Source organism: Methylobacterium sp. SyP6R (assembly GCF_019216885.1).
Taxonomy (GTDB): Bacteria; Pseudomonadota; Alphaproteobacteria; order Rhizobiales; family Beijerinckiaceae; genus Methylobacterium.
Genome location: NZ_JAAQRC020000001.1, coordinates 2598155 through 2620159 on the forward strand (window position 1 = coordinate 2598155; position 22005 = coordinate 2620159).

Below are 22005 nucleotides of genomic sequence, written 5' to 3' on the forward strand. Positions count from 1 at the left end.
CGCGGGCACGTTTCCGGTGTGTTACTGAAGCGCCGCGAGGGTGCGCCGCGCCCGCTCGGTGATGGCGGAGAAATTCCCGGCGCGAATCTCGGCCTCCGGCGCCAGCCACGAGCCGCCCACCGCCGCGACGTTCGGGAGCGCCAGCCAGGCCTTCGCATCGGCCTCGCCGATCCCGCCGGTCGGACAGAACCGGGCCTGCGGGAACGGGCCGCCGAGGGCCTTGAGCGCCGCCATGCCGCCCGCCGGCACGGCGGGGAAGAACTTCGCCACCGTGAAGCCGGCGGCGAGCACCTGCATCAGGTCGGAGGGCGTGGCGATGCCGGGCATGAACACCATGTCGCTGGCGGCCGCCGCCCGCAGGAGGTCCGGCGTCGCCCCGGGGCTGAGCGCGAAGCGGGCGCCGAGGGCATGGGCGGTCTCGAGGTCGGCCGGCGTGAGCACCGTGCCGAGGCCGACCACGGCCTCGGGCACCTCCGCCATGATCGCCTTCGCGGCGTCCCGCGCCACCGGGGTGCGCAGGGTGATCTCCAGCGTGGTGATGCCGCCGGCCACCAGGGCGCGGGCGAGCGGCACCGCATGGGCGAGTTCCGGTACGGTAATGACCGGGATCACCGGCGAGGCGGCGAGCAGCGCGTCGAGGCGCTGGCTGCGGGATTCGGTGGTCATGGACGTCCCTGTCCTTTCAAGCGAGCGGCAGGTCGGGCATCGCCGACCGGGGGATCACGGCGCCGCGATGGCCGATCACGGTGCCGGCGAGGCGGTGGCCGCACGCGGCGGCCTCGGCGGGAGCGCGACCGGCGAGCCGCGCCGCCATGTAGGCCGCCGCGAAGCTGTCGCCCGCCGCGGTGGTGTCGACGACCGCGTCCACGGCCAGGGCCGGAACCGTGACGTCCTCGGTTCCGCTCAGCACCCGCACGCTCGGCGGCGAGCCGCCGCCCTTCAGCACGATCTCGCAGCGGCCGTGATGGCGCAAAACCTCCTCCTCAGCGTCCGGCCCGTAGAGCCAGTCGAGGTCTTCCGCGGAGGCGAAGATCAGGTCGGCCGCCGCCATCGCCTCGCGGAAGGCGGCTTGCGCCTTCGCCTTGTCGGGCCAGCCGCGGGGCCGGTAATTGGTGTCGAAGGCCACCCGCCCGCCTCGGGCCTGCACGGCTCGGCAGGTCTCGGCAAGGGCCTCCCGCCCGGCCTCGCCGTAGAGCGACAGGCTGATGCCCGACACGTAGACGAGGTCGTAGCCCGCCAGGGCGGCACGCGTCTCGGCGGCACCGGGGCCGGAAAACAGGTCGCGGGCGGCGGCGCTGTCGCGCCAGTAATGGAAGCTGCGCTCGCCCGATGCGTCGGTGCGGATGATGTAGAGCCCCGGCATCCGCCCGGGCAGGCGCCGCACCTGGCCCGTGCCGACCCCTTCGGCGGCCCAGGCCGCCAGCATCTCCTCGCTCCACGGATCGTCGCCGAGCGCCGTCACGTAATCGACCGCGACGCCGAGGCGAGCGAGGTAGAGGGCGGTGTTGAGCGTATCGCCGCCGTAGCCGCGCAGCAGGCTGCCGTCGGGTCGCTCCGACAGCTCCATCATGCACTCGCCGATGCAGGCGACCCTGGTTGCCATCGTGTTCGTTCCTCTCCCGTCGTGCCGGCGGATCGACGCTCCGTCTCGAGATCAAGGCCGGGATCAAGGCATCGACGATGCGGGCGTCGTCCTCTCCCCGGCGATCCCGGGCCTGCCCGGTATCGCTGCAAGCTGCGGGATGGGGCCGTGCAACGCGCGAGCTTTCTCCGGCACCCCCCACCTCCGGCTCCTCCCCACAAGGCGGAGGAGAGGTGCCGTGTCAACGGCCTCTCCTCCGCCGCGCAACGTGCTGCCCTTGGGTGATATGTCCTGAGTTAACTCTTGAACGGTCCGGGGACGGGGTTAAAAGCGTTGACCCAGCGTCGCCTTTGGGCGAACGCAGCGAAGGAGCCCGCGACGGTCTGAACCCGCCGCGGAGGACGGTTCGACACCAAAAAAGGCAGCCGCCGATCACGTCAGACACCCGGGATCGCCAGACCCCCGCCGTCTTCCGGAGTTCGCTCGCCATGCCCCTCTATCGCCTGCTCTCCACCTCACGCGACCGAAGCGGGGCCCATCCGCTTCACGATCTGCCGATCGTGGCGCCGAGCGTGCGCCACGCCGCCGCCCGTGTGCTCGGACGGGCCGACGAGGTCTTCGGCGACCGGACCGGCGAGGCCTGGCTCGTGACCGAGGACGGCGCCCGGGTCTGGAGCCTGAGCCTCGAGGCCGAGGAGGCCGAGGGCGGGGCCCTGTCCTGACCCATTCGCCTTCTTGCGCCTTGCTGACGCCGCATGCGCCGCGCATCGGGACGGCCCCGAGACCCGTTCCGAGATCCCCGATTCGATGAGAATCCCGCTTCAGAGCGCTGCGTTACCGAAGCTCGTGTTCCTGGGCGCCGCGACCGGACTCGCCCTGGCCGCCACCCCGGCCGCCGCCGATTGGCGCTACTGTCTCGCCCGCGGGCCCTCCCGCACGGTCTACCTGTCGGCGCCGTTCTCGACCGTCGCCGCGATGCCGTCCCTCGACGCCGCTTTCGGGCGCATGCTCGACCGGACCCACCGCGCCCACGACCCCGTCCAGTGTCCCCGCGCCGAGGATGCCGCGTCCTTGCGGGCGATGCGGCACACCGCCCTGCGCTACAACCGCCAGGACGGCGTGACCGTGGTCGAGATCGACTGGACCCCCGACCGCGACGCCGCCGCCAAGCTTTAGCACGTCGCTCCCGTGCAGGGTCGCCCCTGCGCTTCCGCGCCGACAATCGACCACGCGCGTCCGCGCGGATGGCGACCACGCGCGTCCGCGCGCATGACCGATCACGCGCTTCCACGCGCATGGCCGTCCCGCGCCGGCCGCGCTTCCAGCCGAATCGTTAGCATCCTATCTATGAGGCCGATCAATCATCGGTTTGGCCGAACGCGACGGCGATGCGACGCGACCTTCTGCAATCCCTCACCCTCACCCTGCTCCAGGCCGGGCGCGTCTGGCGGCGGGCCGCCGACGAGGTCGTGACCGCCTACGGGCTGACCGAGGCGACGGCCCTGCCGCTCCTGCTGATCGGGCGGCTCGGCGGCGACCTGCGCCAGACCACGCTCGCCGACGCGCTGGGCGTCGAGGGCCCGAGCCTGGTGCGGCTCCTCGACCAGCTCTGCGAGGCCGGCCTCGTCACCCGCCGGGAGGACCCGACCGATCGCCGCGCCAAGGTCCTGCACCTGACGGAGGAGGGCCGCGCCCGCGCCGCCGCCATCGAGGCGCGGTTCGACACGTTGCGCGCGGCGGTCTTCACCCATGTCGGCGACGACGACCTGCGGGCGGCGTTGACGGTGTTGCGCGCGCTCCAGGCCGAGGGCCCGCGCGGGGCGAGCCTCGCCTGCGGCTCGGACGCCTCACCGCATCCGGTCACCGGAGGACGCCCGTGATCCTGCCCGGCTGGCGCCAATGGCTCTTCGCCCTCAAGGTCAGCGGGGCGGCGCTGCTTGCCCTCGGGATCGCCCTGTGGGTCGACCTGCCGCGGCCGTACTGGGCGATGGCGACCGTCTACATCACCATGCAGCCGCTCTCCGGCGCCACCCGCTCCAAGGCCCTCTACCGGGTCGTCGGCACGCTGATCGGCGTCTCGGCCGCGGTCGCGATGGTGCCGCCCCTCGTCAACGCCCCGGAGGTGCTGACCCTGGCGCTCGCCCTCTGGACCGCCGGCTGCCTCTATCTCTCGCTCCTCGACCGCACGCCGCGGGCCTACCTGTTCATGCTCGCCGGCTACACCGCCGCGCTGATCGGCTTCCCGGCGGTCACGAACCCCGAGACCATCTTCGACACCGCGGTGTCGCGGGCCGAGGAGATCACGCTCGGCATCCTCTGCGCCTCCCTGGTGGCGAGCCTCGTCGTCCCCGAGCCGGTCGGTCCGGTACTGGCGGCCCGGGTCGGGGCCTGGCTGGGGGAGGCCGGGCGCTGGACCGGCGACGTGCTCTCAGGCGTCGGCGAGGCGCCCGCCCTCCGGGCCCGGCGCCTGCGGCTGGCCGCGGAGGCCGCGGAGATCGACGCTCTCTCGACCCATCTCGCCTACGACACCTCGGCCCAGAGCCGAGCGGTGCCGCTGGTGCAGCTCCTGCGCGGCCGGATGCTGATGCTGCTGCCGGTCCTCTCCTCCCTCGCCGATCGGATCGCGGCGCTCAAGAGCCTGTCGGGCCTCACGCCGGAGCTGCGCCACCTGCTCGCCGATGTCGAGGCGTGGTCGGCGGAAGGAGCGCCGGCCGCCGGGGCGGACGCGCTCACGGCCCGCATCGAGGCCTCCGACCGCGCGCTCTCCACTCATCCATCCTGGAGCGCCCTGGTGCGGGCGAGCCTGATCGAGCGCCTGCGCGAGCTGGTGGCGATCGGCCGGGATTGCCGGGCGTTGCAGGACGGCGTTGCCCGCGGCGACGGTTCGTTGCGCGAGCCCCTGGCCTATGCGGGCGAGTTCGGCGGCCGGGCGCCGCGCCACCGCGACCACGGCATGGCGTTCCGCTCCGCCCTCGGGGCGTTCTTCGGCATCGTCGCCTGCGTGGTGGTGTGGATCGCCACCGCCTGGCCCGACGGCGCCACCGCGGCGATGATGGGCGCGGTGCTGTGCTGCATGTTCGCGACCCAGGACGATCCGGTCCCGGCGATCCTGAGCTTCGCCACCTGGACCGGGGTGGCCGCTCTGGCGATCGGCGTGCTGCTGTTCGGCGTGATGCCGCTGGTGCACGATTTCGTCAGCCTCGCCCTGGTGCTGGCGCCGCCCCTGATCCTGTGCGGCCTGCTGATGACGAATCCCAAAACCCTGCCGGTGGGGCTGGCGCTCGGCGTCAACGGCAACGCGCTGCTGGCGATCCAGGACCGCTACGCGTCGGAATTCGGAGCTTACGTCAATTCGGGCATCGCGCTGGTCGGCGGCATCTGGCTCGCCGCCCTGGTGACCCGGCTGGTGCGCTCGGTCGGGGCGGAGCACGGCGCCCGCCGGCTGGTCGCGGCGAGCCGCGCCGATCTCGCCCGGGCGGCGCGGCGGCGCGGGCACGGCGACCGCACCGCCTTCGCCCACCTGATGCTCGACCGCCTCGGCCTCCTGGTGCCGCGGCTGGCCGCCGCCGGGCCCGACAGCGACCTGTCCCGGATCGACACCCTGGCGGCCCTGCGGGTCGGCATGAACCTCGTCTCGCTGCGGCGCGCCCGCCACGGCCTGCCGCGCGAGGCCGTCGCCGCGCTCGATGCCGCCCTCGACGCGGTGGCCGGCCATTACGAGGGGCCGCGCGGGCCGGCCCCCGAAACCTTGCTCCGCCGCATCGACGCGGCGCTCGCGCGGATCGAGGCGGAACCCGTCGGCGCGTCGGGACACGACGCCCGGCGCGACGCGCTCCTCGGCCTCGTGGGCCTGCGCCGGGCGCTGTTTCCCGCGGCGGCGCCTCCCGGCGCCGCCCTGCTCGCGAGGGAGGCCGCCTGATGGCCGATATCGACCTCTACGGCGTCTTCGTGCCGGCCCTGCTGGTCTGGGCCCTCGCCGCCTTCCTGATCAACCTCGTGGTGCGCCGCCTGATCGGTGCCCTCGGGCTCTACCGGCTGGTCTGGCACCGGCCGCTCTTCGACCTCTGCCTCTACCTCGTGTGCCTCGGCGGCGTCGTCTCGCTCGCCGGCCGCCTGACCTGAAGAACCACCATGACCCGCGCGCTCGCCTTCCTCGGCCGCTTCGCCGTCACCGCCGCCATGCTGGCGCTCGCCGTCATCGTCGGGACGGCCCTCTGGGACTATTACCTCGAAGCTCCCTGGACCCGCGACGGACGGGTGCGGGCCGAGGTCATCGGTGTCGCCCCCGACGTGTCGGGGCTGGTGCGCGACGTCGAGGTGCGCGACAACCAGCGCGTCAAGCGCGGCGACGTGCTGTTCCGCATCGATCCGGACCGCTTCGGCCTCGCGCTTCGCCAGGCCGAGGCCGTGGTGGCCGGCCGCAAGGCGAACCTCGTCCAGGCCGAGGCCGATCTCGCCCGCTACCGCCAGCTCAGCGACAACGTCGTGTCGCAGCAGAAGCTCGAGGCGACGCTCGCCGCCGATCAGAGTGCCCGGGCCGCCTACGACCAGGCGGTCGCCGACCGCGACCTCGCCAGGCTCAACCTCGACCGCTCCGAGGTGCGCGCCTCGGTCAACGGCCGGATCAGCAACCTCGAACTGCGCCCCGGCGCCTATGTCGGGGTCGGCAAGGCCGTGATGGCGCTCGTCGACAGCGACACCCTGCACGTCCAGGGCTATTTCGAGGAGACGAAGCTCGACCGCATCCATCCCGGCGACCCGGTCACCGTGCGGCTGATGGGCGAGGACCGCGACGTCACCGGCACGGTCGAGAGCGTCGCCGCCGGCATCGAGGACCGGGAGCGCAGCGCCGGCGCGTCGCTCCTCGCCAACGTCAACCCGACCTTCGCCTGGGTGCGCCTCGCCCAGCGCGTCCCGGTGCGGATCGCCCTCGATCCCGCCATCGACCGCGACCGACTCACCGTCGGGCGCACCGCCACCGTGGTGGTGCACCCGCGCGGCGAGCGGCCGGAGATCCGTCCCTTCGACAATCTCAGGAATTTGGGTTTGCGCCATCTCGGCCTGCGCGACGGCTGGGAAGCGCTGAAGGCCGCACTGCCGGCGACCAAGGGCTAACGCCCGGCAGGTCACGCCTCGCTTGTGTGGTACCGATATCACTTCCGCCCCGCACGAGGCCGGATTAAGGAGCGCCGACAAGACGCAATATCCAGCGCGGCCGGGAGGAGGCCCCCATGGCAGACCAGAACAGGGCAGCCCAGAACAGGGCGGACCCGCAGCAGGACGCCCTCGGCGCCCGCACCATCGCGACGATCACCTGGCGGCTGATGCCGCTGCTCGGCCTGATGTACCTGATCGCCTACATCGACCGGCAGAACGTCTCCTATGCCAAGCTCCAGATGGTGGGCGATCTCGGCTTGAGCGAGGCGGCCTACGGCTTCGGCGCCTCGCTGTTCTTCCTCGCCTACTTCCTGTTCGAGGTCCCCTCGAACGTGATCCTGGAGCGGGTCGGCGCCCGGGTGTGGTTCACCCGCATCATGGCGACCTGGGGGATCATCACGATCCTGCTCGGCTTCTCGACCGGGCCGGTGATGTTCTACGTGCTGCGCTTCCTCCTCGGCGCGGCGGAGGCCGGGTTCTTCCCCGGCGTGCTCTACGCGCTGACCCTGTGGTTCCCGCAGGTCTTCCGCGGCCGGATGGTCGGCTGGTTCATGATCGCGAGCGCGGTGGCCAACGCCGTCGGCGCGGCGATCGGCGGCGCGCTCCTCGACCTCGACGGGGCGCTCGGCTACCGCGGCTGGCAATGGGTGTTCATCGCCACCGGCGTGCCGGCGGTGCTGCTCGCCTTCGTGGTGTTCTTCATCCTGCCCGACCGGCCCGAGAAGGCGCCCTGGCTGGGGGCCGACGAGAAGAGGTGGCTCGCCGACACCCTGGCGCGCGAGGCGGCGACCACCCCGCACACCGACCACAGCAACCCGTTCCGGGTGCTCGCCGACACCCGCGTCGTGCTGCTCGCGCTGCTCTACGTCGCCTTCCCGCTCGCGGCCTACGGCCTGAGCTACTGGCTGCCCACGGTGGTGAAGGGCTTCGGCGTCTCGAACACCATGAACGGCGTCATCAACATCATCCCGTGGATCTGCGTCGGCTTCGCCCTGTGGTGGGTGCCCCGGCACGCGGCGCGCACCGGAGAGACCACCTGGCACATCGCCGGCCCGGCCCTCGTCGGGGCGCTCGGCCTCGTCCTCAGCGTCGTGCTGCCCGGCGACGCGGTGAAGTTCGCCTGCCTGTGCGTGGCCGCCGCCGGCATCTTCTCGGGCCAGCCGGTCTTCTGGTCGCTGCCCCCGACCTTCCTGCGCGGCGCCACCGCGGCGGCCGGCATCGCGATGATCAACTCGGTCGGCAATCTCGGCGGCTTCATCGCCCAGAACGTCGTGCCGTGGATCGGCGACGTCAGCGGCAGCAAGCTCGTGCCGATGCTCTTCCTCGCCGCCTGCCTCGTCGTCGGCGCGGCGATGGTGTTCGTGGTCCAGGGCATCCTGAAGCGCCGCAACGCGGCCGAGGCCGCGGGGCTCGCGCCGGCGCGGCGCTGAGGACGGAATTATCCCTTTTCGGATCGGTTTCGGTCCGGAAAGGGATAACGTCTTTGATATCAATGGTCTGAGGGGGCGGAGCGGTGTAGGATCGGGCGACAGGCAGCCCGATCCGATCCGCGATGGCCGATTTCACCGACTGGACGCACGAGCAGGTTCGCCAGTTCGTCGATGCCGAGCAGGTCTTTTCCGCCTACCAGGCGGCGCGGACCGAACTGGGCCAGCGCTTCGCCGGCTCGATGGCCTGGAAGACGGTGCGCGGGCGCCAGTATCTCTACCGCAAGCGGAAGGCCGCATGGTCCTCCCTCGGGCTCCGCTGCCCCGAGACCGAGGCCGCCCATGCGGCGTTCCATGACGGCCGTGCGCGGGTGAAGCAGCGCCTCGCCGACCTCGCCCGGCGACTGGACGCGATGGCGCCGGTGAACCGCGCCCTCGGGCTCGGGCGGATGCCGGTCGTCGCGGCGCGAGCCCTGCGGGCGCTCGCGGCGGCGCGGCTCCTTGGCACCGGCATCCGGGTCGTCGGCACCCACGCGCTCTTCGCCTATGAACGCCTGGCCGGCCTGCGCATCGCCAGCGGCCACCTCGCCACCGGCGATATCGATCTCCTGTTCGACGCCCGTGCCCGCCTGAGCCTCGTCGCCGAGGCACTGCCGGGGGTCGACCTGGAGCGGGAAGGCCTGATCGGGCTCCTGCGCAGCGTCGACAGGTCGTTCGAGCCGATGGGGGCCGGAAGCTTCCGGGCGGTCAACCGGGACGGCTTCATGGTCGACCTGATCCAGCCGCTGCCGCCGGACCGGATGGCACGCAGTCCCCGCAGCCGGATCGGCACCTCGTCCGACGATCTCAGCGCCGTCGAGATCGAGGGTCTCGCCTGGCTCGTCAACAGCCCGAAGGTGAGCGCGGTCACGCTCGATGCCCGCGGCTACCCGGTCGGCCTGGTGGTGCCCGATCCGCGGGCCTTCGCGCTCCACAAGGCCTGGCTCGCCGCCCGCGACGACCGCGATCCGTTGAAGCGCGGGCGCGACGCGGGCCAGGCCCGACTCGTCGCCGGCCTCGTCGCGGAGCGCCTGCCGCACCTGTCCTTCGAGGATCCGGCCCTCGGGGCGATCCCACGCGCCTTGCGCGACCGCGCCGCCGAGATCCTGCCCGCGCCGGGCGTGGCCGACGAATCCATCGAGCCGGACTGGTGAAGGCTCACACCGCCAGCGCGATACCGGCGAGCCCCGCCGCCAGCCCCCACAGCAACCCGCAGGCCCGCCGGTACAGCACCAGCGCCCGGACGATGTCGGCACTCGTCGCCTCCGCCCGGCCCGACCCCATCCAGGCATCCTCGACCCGCGTCGCGCCGTAGACCCGCGGGCCGGCGAGCCGCAGGCCGAGCGCCCCGGCCATCGCGGCTTCCGGCCAGCCGGCATTGGGCGAGCGGTGGTGCCCGGCATCGCGCCGGATCGCCGCGAGCGCGTCCCGGGCCGAGGCCCCCGGGGTCAGGGCGGCGGCGGCCACGAGGAGCCCGGCGGTGAGGCGCGAGGCCGGCAGGTTGACGAGGTCGTCGAGGCGGGCGGCGGCCCAGCCGAAGGCCTCGTGCCGGGGCGTGCGGTGGCCGATCATGCTGTCGGCGGTGTTGATCGCCTTGTAGAGCGCGCCGCCTGCCAGGCCGCCGGCACCGAGCCAGACGGCCGGCGCCACGATGCCGTCGGAAAAATTCTCCGCCAGGCTCTCGATCGCGGCGCGGCAGAGCGCGGCCTCGTCGAGGGTCTCGGGGTTGCGCCCGACGATCATCGAGACCGCCCGGCGCCCGCCGGGAAGGCCGTCGCGGTCGAGGTCCTTCGCCACCCGGGCGACGTGGTCGTGCAGGCTGCGCTGCGCCGGCAGGCTCGCGGCGAGCACCGCGCAGAGGGCGATGCCGGGCAGGAGCCCGAGCGCCCCGCAGGCGAGCGCCAGGATCGACGCCGCGAGACCGGTCGCCGCGAGGACGACTCCTAAGGCCAGCACCCCGGCGAGGCGCCGCCGCCCCTCGGAATCGGTCTCCCGGTTGAGGCGCCGGTCGAGGGCGGCGATCAGGGCGCCGATCCAGGTGACAGGGTGGCCGGCCAGCCTGTAGAGGCGGTCCGGATAGCCGAGGGCGGCCTCGATCGCGAGGGCGAGGACGAGAACCGGGAGGCTGTCGGGCGGGTGCAGCAGGGCGGCCATGACACGTGAAATGGAGGCGGAGCCGATCCGGCACGGGGGCGACCTCGGCGAGGCCTGCCGGCTCTTCCCCTCGGCCCCCGAGCCCTGGATCGACCTGTCGACGGGGATCAACCCGATCCCCTATCCGTGGCCGGCCCCGGAGGCCAGCGCCTTCACGCGTCTGCCGGCCCCGGCCGACCTCGCCTCCCTCGAGCATGCGGCGGCGCATGCCTACGGCGCGCGGCCGGACCACGTCGTCGCCGCGCCGGGCACGCAGGCCCTGATCGACCTGATCCCGCGGCTGCGGCCGCCCGGCCGCGTCGCGGTCGTGGGTCCGACCTATGCCGAGCACGCCGCGTCCTGGGCCCGGGCCGGGCACGCCGTGTCCGACGCGGCGGACCTCGCCGCCGAGGCCGACGTGGTCGTGGTCGTCAACCCGAACAACCCGGACGGGCGGGTGGTGCCGACCCGCGACCTCGCGGCGGCGGCGGTGCGGCTCGCCGGGCGCGGCGGCTGGCTCGTGGTCGACGAGGCCTTCGCCGATCTCGAACCCGTCGAGAGCCTGTGCGGGGCGCCGCCCCCGGGCTGCCTGGTGCTGCGCTCCTTCGGCAAGACCTACGGCCTCGCGGGCCTGCGGCTCGGCTTCGCGGTGGCGGCGGAGCCCCTGATCGGCGGGGTGCGCCGCGGTATCGGACCCTGGGCGGTATCGGGACCGGCGATCGCGATCGGCCGCCGGGCGCTGGCGGATGTCTCCTGGCGGCGCGAGGCGGCCGCCGCGCGGCGCCTCGACGCGGCCCGGCTCGACGGCCTGCTCGCCGCCGCCGGCGGCCGGATCGTCGGCGGGACGGCGCTGTTTCGCACCGCCGACTTTTCCGACGGCCCGGGCCTGTTCGGGCGTCTCGGCCGCGCCGGGATCTTCGTGCGCCGGTTCGAGGCCGCGCCGGCGCGCCTGCGCTTCGGCCTGCCCTCCGACGAAGCGGCCTGGAGCCGCCTCGAAGCGGCTCTGGGCGACCGGTGAGGCGCCTTTAAAAAGGCCGAAAACCGAAGCATCGAAAAACCGAGATAACCGGACCCATGATCGGGTTTACGAGGGCGGCCGGCGCCGCGCGGGGAATCAGGCAGAATGGACGCGGACGAGGTCAAACGGCGCGACAGGCTCGGCAGCATGATCGCGTTCGCGCGGCGCACCGTGCCCGATCTGCGCCGCAACGCCGAGACGGTCGAGCCGATCTCTCCCGGGAGCCGGCTGCCGGCCCTGCTCAACCCGTTGCGCTGGACCCGCCTGCCGTTCCTGCCCCACGAGGGCACCCGGAACCGGGTCATGACCCGGCTCCTGCGCAATATCGCCCTCTTCGTGCTGCTGCCGACGGCGGTGGTCGGGATCTACCTGTTCGTCTTCGCCGCCGACCAGTACGTGGTCGAGGCCCGCTTCGCCGTCCGCGGCGAGGTCGAGCCGATGGGCAACGTCCAGCTCGGCGAATTCTCCTCGCTGATCCAGAAGAACAACAGCCAGGACAGCTACATCGTCCAGGAATACATCCAGAGCCAGCCGATGCTGGAGAGCGCCCAGAAGGAGCTCGACGTCGTCCGGATGTTCACCCGCGACGAGGCCGACTTCTGGACGCGCTATTCCGGCGACAAGCCGATCGAGCAGTTGCTGAAGTACTGGCGCAAGCACGTCCAGGTCCATATCGATCTCGTCTCGGGCGTGCTCACCCTGACGGTGCAGGCCTTCACCCCCGACGACGCCCTGGCGATCAGCCGCCACATCGTGGCCCGCGCCGAGGCGCTGATCAACGCGGTCTCCTCCCGCGCGCAGCAGGACATGCTCAAGCACAGCCAGGACGACCTGGCGGCGAGCGAGGAGCGGATGCGCAAGGCCCACCTGGCCTTACGCGAGTTCCGCAACCGCTGGGGCATCATCGATCCGGCGAAGTCGGCCGAGGCGACGATGACCAGCCTGGTCTCCCTGCGCAAGGACAAGATCAAGTCGGAGAACGACCTGCAGGTGCTGCGGAGCTCCGGCCTCGACGAGAAGTCGCGCTCGATCCAGACCATCGTGGCGAGCCTCACCGCCACCAACCAGCAGATCAAGCAGCTCGAGGATTCGCTGACCAGCGACGGGCTGGCCGTCGGCGGACGGCACGTCTCGGACGCGATCCTGGAATACGAGGGGCTGATGGTCGAGCGCACCATCGCCGAGAAGCTGAACGACTCCGCCACCACGATGCTCGACCGCGCCCGGGTGGCGGCGAACCGCCAGCACGTCTACCTCGCGGTCTTCGTGCCGCCGACCCGGCCCGAGCTCTCCACCGTGCCGATGCGCGGGCACGCCCTGTTCGTGGCCTTCTTCGCCTTCCTGGTGCTCTGGGGCTGCTCGAGCCTGCTCATCGCCGGCGTCAAGGACCACAACATGTGACGCCGGCAGGCCCGGGGGCTTCGATCCCGGCCCGGGCCGTGCGATGAAGCGGCCCGGGGCGCCGTACGGGCACCCGCGAGCCTGAAGGACGAGCAATACCCCGATGTCCGATTTCACGGACCTGGTCGCCCGGGCCGTCTCCCCGGCGATGACCCGCGAGGAGCGCGAGGCGGTCTACCAGGTGGTCAAGCAGGCGATGCGCCGGCTCCAGGAGCGCGAGAACCTCCAGCCCGACGATCCCCGCGCCCGGCTCCAGGAGCACCTCGTCGAGGAGACGATCCGCGACGTCGAGGCGCTGGTCACCCGCTATCTCGCCCGCCAGACCATCCTGGAGGCCGAGCGCGCCAACGCGGCGGCCAACGCCGCCGCGTCCGACGCCTGAGCGCGCTCACGCCTCCTCGGTCAGCCGCTTGAGCGAGGTCTGGAGCGCGTCGCCGCCGAGCAGCAGCGCCCGCGACAGGTCGGCCAGGGTGATCCAGCCGGTGACGCGCCCGCCGGCATCCCGCACCGGCAGGCGCCGGACATGGTGGGCGGCCATCAGGTCGAGGGCGGCGCGCAACGGGTCTGTCTCGGCGCAGGACACGACCGGGCGCGACAGCACCTCGCTCACCCGTGTCTCGCGCGGGTCGAGCCCCTGGGCGACGACCCGGTAGAGGATGTCCCGGTCGGTGATCACGCCGTCGAGGGCGTCCGGCGTGCCGACCGGCAGGGCGCCGACATCGAGTTCGCCCATCAGCACCGCGGCCTCCTGCACCGGGGCGTCGCCGGGAATGAACTCCACGTCCCTGCTCATCACGTCCGCGACCGTCGCGCCCATCGAAATCCCTCGTCACGCCTCGTGACTCCGGCAACCCGCGGCGGCGGCGGCGGCTCCGGACCGGGCCGCGATTCCCGCGCCGAAAATCACACCTATGAAATTTTGACGGCGCGCCGGGAGCTTGGGCGAGGGCCGGCGCGTTCAGCCCACAGTCAGGCTTCTCGCCTCCGGGATCGTCGAACGCCCCCATGAACATGGAACTCACGTCCAAGCCCGCCCCGGAAGCCCCGGCGGCCTCGCCTCTCGCCCGGCGCGCCACGCGCATCAGCGAGGGCCAGCCCTTCCCGTTGGGGGCCACCTGGGACGGCCTCGGCGTCAACTTCGCGCTGTTCTCCGCCCACGCCACCAAGGTCGAGCTGTGCCTTTTCGACGATTCCGGCGAGACCGAGATCGAGCGGATCGAGCTGCCCGAATACACCGACGAGGTCTGGCACGGTTATCTTCCGGATGCCCGCCCCGGCACGATCTACGGCTACCGGGTCCACGGCCCCTACGAGCCGGAGGCCGGCCACCGCTTCAACCCCAACAAGCTGCTGCTCGACCCCTACGCCAAGGCGCTGGTCGGTTCCATCACCTGGAACCCGGCGCTCTTCGGCTACGTGATGGAGAGCGGCGACGACACCACCTTCGACACCCGCGACAGTGCCCCCTTCACCCGAAAGTGCCGGGTGATCGACCCCGCCTTCACCTGGGGCCGCGACCAGAAGCCGAACGTGCCGTGGGACAAGACCGTCTTCTACGAGACCCACGTCAAGGGCTTCACCAAGCTGCACCCGGCGGTGCCCGAGCGCCTGCGCGGCACCTATGCGGGCCTCGGCACGCCTGAGGTGCTGGCCTATATCCGCAGCCTCGGCGTCACCTCGGTCGAGCTTCTGCCGATCCATTCCTTCGTCAACGACAGCTACCTGCTGGATAAGGACCTGGTGAATTACTGGGGGTACAACACCCTCTCGTTCTTCGCCCCCGCCCGCCGCTACGCCGCGGTGCCGGATTTCGCCTTCTCCGAGTTCAAGGAGATGGTGGCCCGCATGCACGGGGCCGGCCTCGAGGTGATCCTCGACGTGGTCTACAACCACACCGCCGAGGGCAACGAGAAGGGCCCGACCCTGTCCTTCAAGGGCATCGACAACGCCTCGTATTACCGCCTGCTGCCGGACCAGAAGCGCTACTACATCAACGACACCGGCACGGGGAACACCGTCAACCTCTCGCATCCGCGGGTGCTGCAGATGGTGACGGATTCGCTCCGTTACTGGGCGACCGAGATGCGGGTCGACGGGTTCCGCTTCGACCTCGCGACGATCCTCGGCCGCGAGCCCTACGGCTTCGACGAGGGCGGCGGCTTCCTCGATTCCTGCCGCCAGGACCCGGTCCTGTCCTCGGTCAAGCTGATCGCCGAGCCGTGGGATTGCGGTCCGGGCGGCTACCAGGTCGGCGGCTTCCCGCCCGGCTGGGCCGAGTGGAACGACCGCTTCCGGGACGAGGTGCGCGGCTACTGGAAGGGCGACGAGGGCCTGCTCCCGGCGCTCGCCTCCCGCCTCACCGGCTCGGCCGACAAGTTCAACAAGCGCGGCCGGCGCCCCTGGGCCTCGGTGAACTTCATCACCGCCCATGACGGCTTCACCCTCGCCGACACCGTCTCGTACAACGAGAAGCACAATACCGCGAACGGCGAGGACAACCGCGACGGCCACTCGCACAACCTGTCCTACAATTACGGCGCGGAAGGCCCGACCGACGATCCCGAGATCCGGGCGGTGCGGATGCGCCAGATGCGCAACCTGCTCGCGACGCTGCTCCTGTCGCGCGGGACCCCCATGCTGCTCGCCGGCGACGAGTTCGCCCGCACGCAGAAGGGCAACAACAACGCCTATTGCCAGGACAACGAGATCTCCTGGATCGACTGGGGCGCGATCGGCGAGGAGGAGCGGGATCTCGCCGAGTTCACCCAGCGCCTCCTGATCCTGCGCAAGTCGCTGCCGATGCTGAGCCGCGGGCGCTTCCTCACCGGCGCCTACGATGCCGATCTCGGCGTCAAGGACGTGAGCTGGCTCACCCCCGCCGGGACCGAGATGAATCCGGAGAACTGGAACGACGGCGGCGCCCGCTCGCTCGCGGTGGTCCTCGACGGACGGGCCCAGACGAGCGGCATCCACCGGCGCGGGGGCGAGGCGACCCTGATGCTGCTGTTCAACGCCTACCACGACGTGGTCGAGTTCACCCTGCCGGAGGTGGTGGGGGGCGATGCCTGGATGCGGGTGCTCGACACCAACCTGCCCGACACCCAGGACCTCGCCCGGTTCGCCGTCGGCGACACCTACGCGGTCACCGGCCGCTCGATGCTGATGTTCGTGCTGCGCCCGACCGACGTCGACCATGCGAGCGAGACCTGGCGCTCCTACCAGCACGTGATCCAGGCCTTCGAGCGGGCGGAATCCGAGAGCGTGGCGTTCGGGCTGACGCCGGAGGGGTGACATCCGGGCGGGCCTGCCCACTTTGCAGAGGGATCGGAAACGTTCGGGGCTCGGAAACATTTGCCCTGCCCGCGCGTCAGCGTGGGAGGGCCGTGAATGACGGTCCCATCGAACAGGCGAAGATTCCCCGGGGCGGCCGAGCCGGCCGCCCCGGGGATCGTGCGAGCGCGGAGTGCGGGCGGTGGCAAAGATCCTTCTCGTCGAGGACCATGAGGAAATCTGGGACTTCCTGTCCCGGCGGCTCAAGCGGCGGGGCTACGAGGTGGTGCTCGCCCATGACGGCGAGGAGGGCGTGATGAAGGCCCGCACCAGCCGGCCGGACATCATCCTGCTCGACATGAACCTGCCGGTCCTCGACGGCTGGTCGGCGGCCCGCGCGCTCAAGTCCGACGCCGAGACCGCCCGGATCCCGATCATCGCGCTCACCGCCCACGCCATGTCCGGCGACCGCGAGAAGGTGATCCAGGCCGGCTGCGACGATTACCACCCCAAGCCGGTCGACTTCTCGAAGCTCCTGACCCAGATCGGCGCCGCCCTCGGCACGCCGCCGTCGTCCTGACCGCGCAGGCGGGAGCGGATCGCCTTCGCGTCGTTTGATGCGAAGGCGTACCGATCTGTTCGATTCAGCCGGTGCCCTATCCCATTCGCGACCTCATCCTGAGGTGCGAACGGAGTGAGCCTCGAAGGAGGGTTCCAGAAGGCACTGCGATCCCCGGAGCCCTCCTTCGAGTCTCGCTTCGCTCGCACCTCAAGATGAGGTCGCGGATAGGAAAAATAGATGCCCGTCATGCCGCCCTTGCCGATCGAACAGGTTTCGAGAAGCCGATGATCGACGATCCCGTGACGGCGCGCCGCCTGCGCGACGCGATGCCGGTGTTCACGGCCCTGGCGACCTGCCTGCTGGTGCTGGCGATCGGCGCGATCCTGTCCCTCGGGCGGGACGTGCTGATGCCGATCACGCTCGCGGTGCTCCTCAGCTTCGTGCTGGCGCCTGCGGTGCGGGGCCTCCAGCGCCGGCGCCTGCCGCGCTCGCTGGCCGTGCTCGTCGTCGTTCTGGCGACCTTCGCGGGGATCGGGGGCCTGGGGATGCTGATCGCCAACGAGGCCTCGCAGCTCGCCTCGGACCTGCCGCGCTACACCGTGACGATGCGCGAGAAGATCGGGGCCCTGCGGGCCCAGGCCGGCGGCGGCGCCACCCTGGAGCGCCTGTTCCAGTCGGTGCAGGATCTGAGCCAGGACTTGCAGCCGCCCGAGCCCGCCAAGGCGCGGGGTCCTTCGGATCCCGAGAAGCCGATGCTGGTCGAGGTGCGCGAGCCGAAGGCCGGGCTCCTCTCGACCCTGGGCAGCGTCGTGGCGCCGGTGCTGCACCCGCTCGCAACGGTCGGCCTGATCCTGCTCTTCACCCTGTTCTTCCTCGCCCAGCGCGAGGACCTGCGCAACCGCGCCATCCGGCTCGCCGGCTCCGGAGACCTGCGCGCCACCACGGCGGCGATGGACGACGCGGTGGCCCGCCTCTCGCGCTTCTTCCTCGCGCAGGCCGGGCTCAACCTCGCCTTCGGGGTGGTGATCGCCATCGGCCTCTGGCTGATCGGCGTGCCGAGCCCGATCCTGTGGGGCGTGCTCGCGGCGATCCTGCGCTTCGTGCCCTATATCGGGGCGGTGATCGGCATGGCCTTCCCGCTCATGCTCGCCGCGGCGGTCGATCCGGGCTGGTCGATGCTGATCGCGACGGTGGTGCTGTTCGCGGTCGTCGAGCCGATCGCCGGCCACGTCGTCGAGCCGCTGCTCTACGGCCACTCGACCGGGCTCTCGCCGGTGGCGGTGATTCTCGCCGCGACGGTCTGGACCTTCCTGTGGGGGCCGGTCGGCCTCGTCCTCGCCACCCCGATCACCGTCTGCCTGGTGGTGCTCGGCCGCCATGTCGAGCGGCTGGCCTTCCTCGACGTGATGCTGGGCGACCGGCCGGCGTTGGCGCCCTCCGAGATCTTCTACCAGCGCATGCTGGCGGGCGACCCCCTGGAGGCGATCGACAAGGCGCGCCAGGTGCTGAAGGAGCGTGCGCTCGCCACCTATTACGACGAGATCGCGCTCGGCGGCCTGCGGCTCGCCCAGAACGACCGGGCGAGCGGCGCGCTCGCCGCCGACCGCCAGCAGGCGGTGGGGCAGGCGATCGAGAGCGTGGTGACGACCCTGGGCACCCTGCCGGTCCGAAAAGGGGCGTCGGCGGTCCGCAGCGCCGAGACCGAGGCGGCGGTGGCCGCGCTCGGGCCGGACCGGGCCTCGACCGCGATCGTGCGCCGCCCCGAGGATCTGGCGCCGGCCTGGCGCGGGCCCGCCCCGGTTCTCGTGGTGGCGGCCCGCGGCCCGTTCGATGCGGCGGCCGCCGGCATGCTGGCCCAGGTGCTCGGGGGCCACGGCTTGAACGCCCGCACCATCAGCCAGGACGCCCTCAACAAGGGCGAGCGGCCGGACACCGCGGGCGTCGCCCTGGTCTGTCTGTCCTATATCGAGCCGATCAGCACCTCCCACATCCGGCTCGCCGCCCGCCTCGCCCGGCGGGCGATCCCGGGCGTGCGGGTGATGGTGGCGATCTGGCGCGAGCGCGACCCGGCCGGCCGCGACCGCCTGCGCCGGGCGACCTCCGCCGACATCCTGGTCACCACGATCAGCGACGCCCTCGACGCCGCCCTGGCGCTCTCGGGTGTCGGCGAGACTCGGAAGGTGCCGCAGCGCGAGGCCGCCTGACCGGGACGGCGCCGCGGGCCGCCGTCAGGTCCGGCGGCGCCGTCGTCAGGTCCGCTCCGGCCGGTCGAGGATCGAAAAGCATAGATCCGGATCGGCCCCCGTTGTCGGCGCATATCCCGGCGCCCGCATCTCACACCCGGGATGTCGTGCCGGAATAGGACAGTCCATCCGCCCGATCGCGATGACGGAATCCAGTCGTGGCGGCCGCCCCCGGGCCGGGGTCACCGCTTGCCCGTCGATGGATGAGACGGTAACCTTGCGTCGGCAGGCCTGTCCAAGTCATGCCTGTTCAAGTCATGCCTATCCAGGTCTGGAGCGACGCCCGGTCGCGGTTGCCTTCTGGTAGCATCGACCATTGTGCAAGGGCGCTGGATGTAGGATCCCATGCGCCAAGGCGGGATTCGGCCAGCGGGCCACCGGAGCGACGATGAGTGTGAAGCGAACGCCGACCGAACTCGGGACCCGGCCGACCGTGGCGGACGTCCCCACCGACGTGTCGGACCACCACAGCGACATCTTCTTCGCCGCCGTCGAGATGACGCGGATGCCGATGATCGTCACCGATCCGCGCCAGCCGGACAATCCGATCATCTTCGCCAACCAGGCCTTCCGGGCGATGACCGGCTACGCACCCGAGGAGCTGGTCGGCCGCAACTGCCGCTTCCTGCAGGGACCCGAGACCGACCGCGAGACGGTGTCGGAGGTGCGCCGCGCCATCGCCGAGCGCAAGGAAATCGCGACCGAGATCCTGAACTACCGCAAGAACGGCTCGACCTTCTGGAACGCGCTGTTCATCTCGCCGGTCTACGATCCGACGGGCGAGCTGGTCTATTTCTTCGGCTCGCAGCTCGACGTGTCGCGCCGGCGCGACGCCGAGGAGGCCCTGCGCCAGTCGCAGAAGATGGAAGCCCTGGGGCAACTCACCGGCGGCATCGCCCACGACTTCAACAACCTGCTCCAGGTGGTGGTCGGCTACGTCGACATCCTGCAATCGGGGCTCGAGGACCCGGCGACCGATCCGCGCCGGATGACCCGGGCGGTCGACAACATCCGCAACGCCGCCGAGCGCGCCACCACCCTGACCCAGCAGCTCCTGGCCTTCGCCCGCAAGCAGCGCCTCGACGGGCGGGCGGTGAACCTCAACAACCTCGTCGAGGGCATGCGCGACCTCGCCGGCCGCACCCTCGGCGACCGGATCGCAGTCGAGACCGACCTGCCCGAGGGCCTGTGGAACGCCCGCCTCGACCCGACCCAGACCGAGGTGGCTTTGCTCAACGTGCTGCTCAACGCCCGCGACGCGATGCCGGGCGGCGGCACCGTGACGATCAAGACCGAGAACCACGTCTTCGACGTCGACGAATTGCCCTCCGGCCTGCCCCAGACCGGGCGCTACGTCTCGGTCTCGGTGGCGGATACCGGGCTGGGCATGCCACCGGAGATCCTGGCCCGGGTGATGGAGCCGTTCTTCACCACCAAGGAGGAGGGGCGCGGCACGGGCTTAGGCCTCGCCATGGTGTACGGCTTCGCCAAGCAGTCCGGCGGCACCGTTGTGATCGAATCGCGGGCCGGCCACGGCACCACCGTGCGGCTCTACTTCCCGATGAGCGACAGCGACGAGCGTCCGGCCCCCGGCCCGGGCCATCGCGGGCTCCAGCGCGAGGGCACCGAGACGATCCTGATCGTCGACGACCGCCGCGACGTCGCCGAGCTCGCCCGGGCGATCCTGCGCGATTTCGGCTACACGACGCTGCTCGCCACCGACGGGCGCCAGGCCCTCGAATTGCTGGACAGCGGCGACCGGGTCGACCTGCTGTTCTCGGACCTGATCATGCCCGGCGGCATGAACGGCGTGATGCTCGCCCGCGAGGCGCGCCGCCGCCAGCCCCGCCTCAAGGTGCTGCTCACCACCGGCTACGCCGAGGCGTCGCTGGAGCGCACCGATGCCGGCGGCAGCGAGTTCGAGATCATCAACAAGCCCTATCGCCGGATGGAGCTGGCGCGCCGGGTGCGGGCGGTGCTGGACGGGCCGAACGGGGTGAGCTGAGACACGCCGGCGGGCGCCGGGAGGAGGATTCTTCGATGTCGCATCGCCCGACCCGCCGCGTGATGCTCGGCACCCTCGCGGCCGGCCTCCTGGCGCCCCGGCCGGCGCAGGCGACCTGTCTCCTGACCCCGCAGGCGGTGGAGGGCCCGTTCTACCTCGATCCCCGCCTGCTGCGCTCCGACATCCGGGAGGACCGGGACGGCACGCCGCTCGGGGTGACCTTGCAGGTCGTGACCTTGCGCGACTGCGTCGCCCTGCCGGCGGCCCGCGTCGATCTCTGGCATGCGGACGCGCAGGGGCGCTACTCGGGCTATCCCGACCAGGGCGATCGGGCTGCGTCCACGGTCGGCCGGACCTTCCTGCGCGGCACGCAGGTCGCCGACGCGACCGGCCGGGTGGCGTTCCGGACGATCTATCCGGGCTGGTATCCGGGCCGCACGCCCCACCTGCACGTGAAGGTGATCCTCGGCGGCCGGACGGCGCTCACGGGCCAGATCTACTTCCCCGACGCGGTGAGCGAGGCAGTCCATGCCGGACCCGCCTATGCGGGCCGCCCCCGGCGCGGCCGGATCGGCAATGCCCGCGACATCCTCCTGCGCCAGGACGACCCCGAGGGCCGGGGCATCGCGGAGGTGCGCCGGGAGGGCGGGGGGTATCAGGCGGCGCTGACGCTGGTGGTGAAGGGGGCGTGATAAATTCCGACAACGCCACGTAGTGCGTGCTGCGCTCGAGCGTGCCGCCGATCCCCCGCTCCGCCTCGATCCGGCCCGGCGCCGTCAGGCCCGGGAAGTCCGGCGCGCCCTCGGGCACGGGAATGACACTGGCGCGACGCCACTCCCGTCGCCCGTGTCCTTGGTCGTGACGCTCGCTGAAGGGTGGGTGCCCGTCGGCCTGCCGAAGGCGCGCTCGGTGAAGGCCCGCGGCGAGCCATGGTCGCCCTTGATGCACAAGGCATATCCGCCCCACTGGCTTGCACGATGCGGGCCATCGCCGGGTGGCCGTGCAGGGCATCGGCGGTGACGACGCAGCCGGTCAGGTCCAGGCTCGTCGGCATCGGGATGGTCGCAAGAGGATGGCGAGCATTGGGACGCGGGGGGCGCGCGCCTCGCGGAAGATGGCCGGAACGGCACTCACCGCGCGGCCTCCCCGGGCCGAGAGACCGCTCTTT

Annotated in this window: 20 protein-coding genes; 16 read left to right on the forward strand and 4 right to left on the reverse strand. The window is 71.8% G+C overall.

Annotation, left to right across the window (positions count from 1 at the left end):
- Positions 1-21: 21 nt before the first annotated feature.
- The gene (locus tag HBB12_RS11970) at positions 22-666 is read right to left on the reverse strand and encodes a bifunctional 4-hydroxy-2-oxoglutarate aldolase/2-dehydro-3-deoxy-phosphogluconate aldolase (RefSeq protein ID WP_236989542.1); all 645 of its coding nucleotides are present in this window, start codon (positions 664-666) and stop codon (positions 22-24) included.
- A 16-nt stretch (positions 667-682) separates the two neighbouring features.
- The gene (locus HBB12_RS11975) at positions 683-1603 is read right to left on the reverse strand and encodes a sugar kinase (protein WP_236989543.1); all 921 of its coding nucleotides are present in this window, start codon (positions 1601-1603) and stop codon (positions 683-685) included.
- A gap of 467 nt (positions 1604-2070) precedes the next feature.
- Between HBB12_RS11975 and HBB12_RS11980 the strand changes: the two genes are divergently transcribed.
- From HBB12_RS11980 to HBB12_RS12015, 8 genes are all read left to right on the forward strand, one after another.
- Positions 2071-2304: a hypothetical protein gene (locus HBB12_RS11980; RefSeq protein ID WP_236989544.1), complete on the forward strand. Its 234-nt coding sequence runs from the start codon at positions 2071-2073 to the stop codon at positions 2302-2304.
- Positions 2305-2389: 85 nt separating this feature from the next.
- Positions 2390-2758: a hypothetical protein gene (locus tag HBB12_RS11985; RefSeq protein WP_236989545.1), complete on the forward strand. Its 369-nt coding sequence runs from the start codon at positions 2390-2392 to the stop codon at positions 2756-2758.
- Positions 2759-2970: 212 nt separating this feature from the next.
- Positions 2971-3462, forward strand: a complete 492-nt coding sequence (locus tag HBB12_RS11990; protein WP_236989546.1) for a MarR family winged helix-turn-helix transcriptional regulator — start codon at positions 2971-2973, stop codon at positions 3460-3462.
- The gene (locus tag HBB12_RS11995; protein WP_236989547.1) at positions 3459-5501 is read left to right on the forward strand and encodes an FUSC family protein; all 2043 of its coding nucleotides are present in this window, start codon (positions 3459-3461) and stop codon (positions 5499-5501) included. Before HBB12_RS11990 ends, HBB12_RS11995 begins: the two co-directional genes overlap by 4 nt.
- The gene (locus HBB12_RS12000) at positions 5501-5704 is read left to right on the forward strand and encodes a DUF1656 domain-containing protein (RefSeq protein ID WP_236989548.1); all 204 of its coding nucleotides are present in this window, start codon (positions 5501-5503) and stop codon (positions 5702-5704) included. The genes HBB12_RS11995 and HBB12_RS12000 overlap by 1 nt, the downstream gene beginning before the upstream one ends.
- A 9-nt stretch (positions 5705-5713) precedes the next feature.
- Positions 5714-6697: an efflux RND transporter periplasmic adaptor subunit gene (locus tag HBB12_RS12005; protein ID WP_236989549.1), complete on the forward strand. Its 984-nt coding sequence runs from the start codon at positions 5714-5716 to the stop codon at positions 6695-6697.
- 116 nt (positions 6698-6813) lie between these two features.
- The gene (locus HBB12_RS12010; protein WP_442919253.1) at positions 6814-8169 is read left to right on the forward strand and encodes an MFS transporter; all 1356 of its coding nucleotides are present in this window, start codon (positions 6814-6816) and stop codon (positions 8167-8169) included.
- Positions 8170-8291: 122 nt separating this feature from the next.
- On the forward strand, positions 8292-9359 hold the full coding sequence (locus HBB12_RS12015; RefSeq protein ID WP_236989550.1) for a GSU2403 family nucleotidyltransferase fold protein: 1068 nt from the start codon (positions 8292-8294) through the stop codon (positions 9357-9359).
- A gap of 4 nt (positions 9360-9363) precedes the next feature.
- Here HBB12_RS12015 and cbiB read toward each other — a convergent pair whose 3' ends face one another.
- Positions 9364-10359 (reverse strand): adenosylcobinamide-phosphate synthase CbiB, encoded by a 996-nt coding sequence (gene cbiB / locus HBB12_RS12020; RefSeq protein ID WP_236989551.1) that lies wholly within the window; start codon positions 10357-10359, stop codon positions 9364-9366.
- On the opposite strand from cbiB, the gene cobD reads away from it, so the two are divergent.
- From cobD to HBB12_RS12035, 3 genes are all read left to right on the forward strand, one after another.
- Positions 10358-11356: a threonine-phosphate decarboxylase CobD gene (cobD, locus tag HBB12_RS12025; protein ID WP_236989552.1), complete on the forward strand. Its 999-nt coding sequence runs from the start codon at positions 10358-10360 to the stop codon at positions 11354-11356. The genes cbiB and cobD overlap by 2 nt on opposite strands.
- 105 nt (positions 11357-11461) lie before the next feature.
- Complete coding sequence (locus tag HBB12_RS12030) at positions 11462-12757, forward strand: KpsE/RkpR family capsule polysaccharide export protein (protein ID WP_236989553.1); 1296 nt, start codon at positions 11462-11464, stop codon at positions 12755-12757.
- A 103-nt stretch (positions 12758-12860) separates the two neighbouring features.
- Positions 12861-13139 (forward strand): hypothetical protein, encoded by a 279-nt coding sequence (locus HBB12_RS12035; protein ID WP_203157448.1) that lies wholly within the window; start codon positions 12861-12863, stop codon positions 13137-13139.
- A 6-nt stretch (positions 13140-13145) separates the two neighbouring features.
- Here the strand turns inward: HBB12_RS12035 and HBB12_RS12040 are convergent, their stop codons facing one another.
- Positions 13146-13574 carry a CBS domain-containing protein gene (locus HBB12_RS12040; protein WP_236989554.1) on the reverse strand — a complete coding sequence of 143 codons (429 nt, stop codon included), beginning with the start codon at positions 13572-13574 and terminating at the stop codon, positions 13146-13148.
- Between the two features lie 194 nt (positions 13575-13768).
- On the opposite strand from HBB12_RS12040, the gene glgX reads away from it, so the two are divergent.
- The 5 genes from glgX to HBB12_RS12065 all read left to right on the forward strand — a co-directional run bounded on the left by glgX (position 13769) and on the right by HBB12_RS12065 (position 21529).
- Positions 13769-16048, forward strand: coding sequence for a glycogen debranching protein GlgX (gene glgX / locus HBB12_RS12045; protein WP_236992753.1), 2280 nt, complete (start codon positions 13769-13771; stop codon positions 16046-16048).
- A 181-nt stretch (positions 16049-16229) separates the two neighbouring features.
- Positions 16230-16607 carry a response regulator gene (locus HBB12_RS12050; RefSeq protein ID WP_236989555.1) on the forward strand — a complete coding sequence of 126 codons (378 nt, stop codon included), beginning with the start codon at positions 16230-16232 and terminating at the stop codon, positions 16605-16607.
- 266 nt (positions 16608-16873) lie between these two features.
- A complete protein-coding gene (locus HBB12_RS12055; RefSeq protein ID WP_236989556.1) occupies positions 16874-18793 on the forward strand; it encodes an AI-2E family transporter in 1920 nt (639 codons plus the stop codon).
- Positions 18794-19220: 427 nt separating this feature from the next.
- The gene (locus HBB12_RS12060) at positions 19221-20837 is read left to right on the forward strand and encodes a hybrid sensor histidine kinase/response regulator (RefSeq protein WP_236989557.1); all 1617 of its coding nucleotides are present in this window, start codon (positions 19221-19223) and stop codon (positions 20835-20837) included.
- A gap of 35 nt (positions 20838-20872) precedes the next feature.
- Positions 20873-21529: an intradiol ring-cleavage dioxygenase gene (locus tag HBB12_RS12065; RefSeq protein ID WP_236989558.1), complete on the forward strand. Its 657-nt coding sequence runs from the start codon at positions 20873-20875 to the stop codon at positions 21527-21529.
- Positions 21530-22005: the final 476 nt, after the last annotated feature.

Coding starts and splice junctions, on each gene's coding strand:
- HBB12_RS12040 (WP_236989554.1), bottom strand. CDS start 13,574: ATGGGCGCGACGGTCGCGGACGTGATGAGCAGGGACGTGGAGTTCATT.
- cbiB (WP_236989551.1), bottom strand. CDS start 10,359: ATGGCCGCCCTGCTGCACCCGCCCGACAGCCTCCCGGTTCTCGTCCTC.
- glgX (WP_236992753.1), top strand. CDS start 13,769: ATGGAACTCACGTCCAAGCCCGCCCCGGAAGCCCCGGCGGCCTCGCCT.
- HBB12_RS12055 (WP_236989556.1), top strand. CDS start 16,874: ATGATCGACGATCCCGTGACGGCGCGCCGCCTGCGCGACGCGATGCCG.
- HBB12_RS11980 (WP_236989544.1), top strand. CDS start 2,071: ATGCCCCTCTATCGCCTGCTCTCCACCTCACGCGACCGAAGCGGGGCC.
- HBB12_RS11975 (WP_236989543.1), bottom strand. CDS start 1,603: ATGGCAACCAGGGTCGCCTGCATCGGCGAGTGCATGATGGAGCTGTCG.
- HBB12_RS12005 (WP_236989549.1), top strand. CDS start 5,714: ATGACCCGCGCGCTCGCCTTCCTCGGCCGCTTCGCCGTCACCGCCGCC.
- HBB12_RS11985 (WP_236989545.1), top strand. CDS start 2,390: ATGAGAATCCCGCTTCAGAGCGCTGCGTTACCGAAGCTCGTGTTCCTG.
- HBB12_RS12000 (WP_236989548.1), top strand. CDS start 5,501: ATGGCCGATATCGACCTCTACGGCGTCTTCGTGCCGGCCCTGCTGGTC.
- HBB12_RS11990 (WP_236989546.1), top strand. CDS start 2,971: ATGCGACGCGACCTTCTGCAATCCCTCACCCTCACCCTGCTCCAGGCC.
- HBB12_RS12010 (WP_442919253.1), top strand. CDS start 6,814: ATGGCAGACCAGAACAGGGCAGCCCAGAACAGGGCGGACCCGCAGCAG.
- HBB12_RS12065 (WP_236989558.1), top strand. CDS start 20,873: ATGTCGCATCGCCCGACCCGCCGCGTGATGCTCGGCACCCTCGCGGCC.
- HBB12_RS12015 (WP_236989550.1), top strand. CDS start 8,292: ATGGCCGATTTCACCGACTGGACGCACGAGCAGGTTCGCCAGTTCGTC.
- HBB12_RS11970 (WP_236989542.1), bottom strand. CDS start 666: ATGACCACCGAATCCCGCAGCCAGCGCCTCGACGCGCTGCTCGCCGCC.
- HBB12_RS12060 (WP_236989557.1), top strand. CDS start 19,221: ATGAGTGTGAAGCGAACGCCGACCGAACTCGGGACCCGGCCGACCGTG.
- cobD (WP_236989552.1), top strand. CDS start 10,358: ATGACACGTGAAATGGAGGCGGAGCCGATCCGGCACGGGGGCGACCTC.
- HBB12_RS12035 (WP_203157448.1), top strand. CDS start 12,861: ATGTCCGATTTCACGGACCTGGTCGCCCGGGCCGTCTCCCCGGCGATG.
- HBB12_RS12030 (WP_236989553.1), top strand. CDS start 11,462: ATGGACGCGGACGAGGTCAAACGGCGCGACAGGCTCGGCAGCATGATC.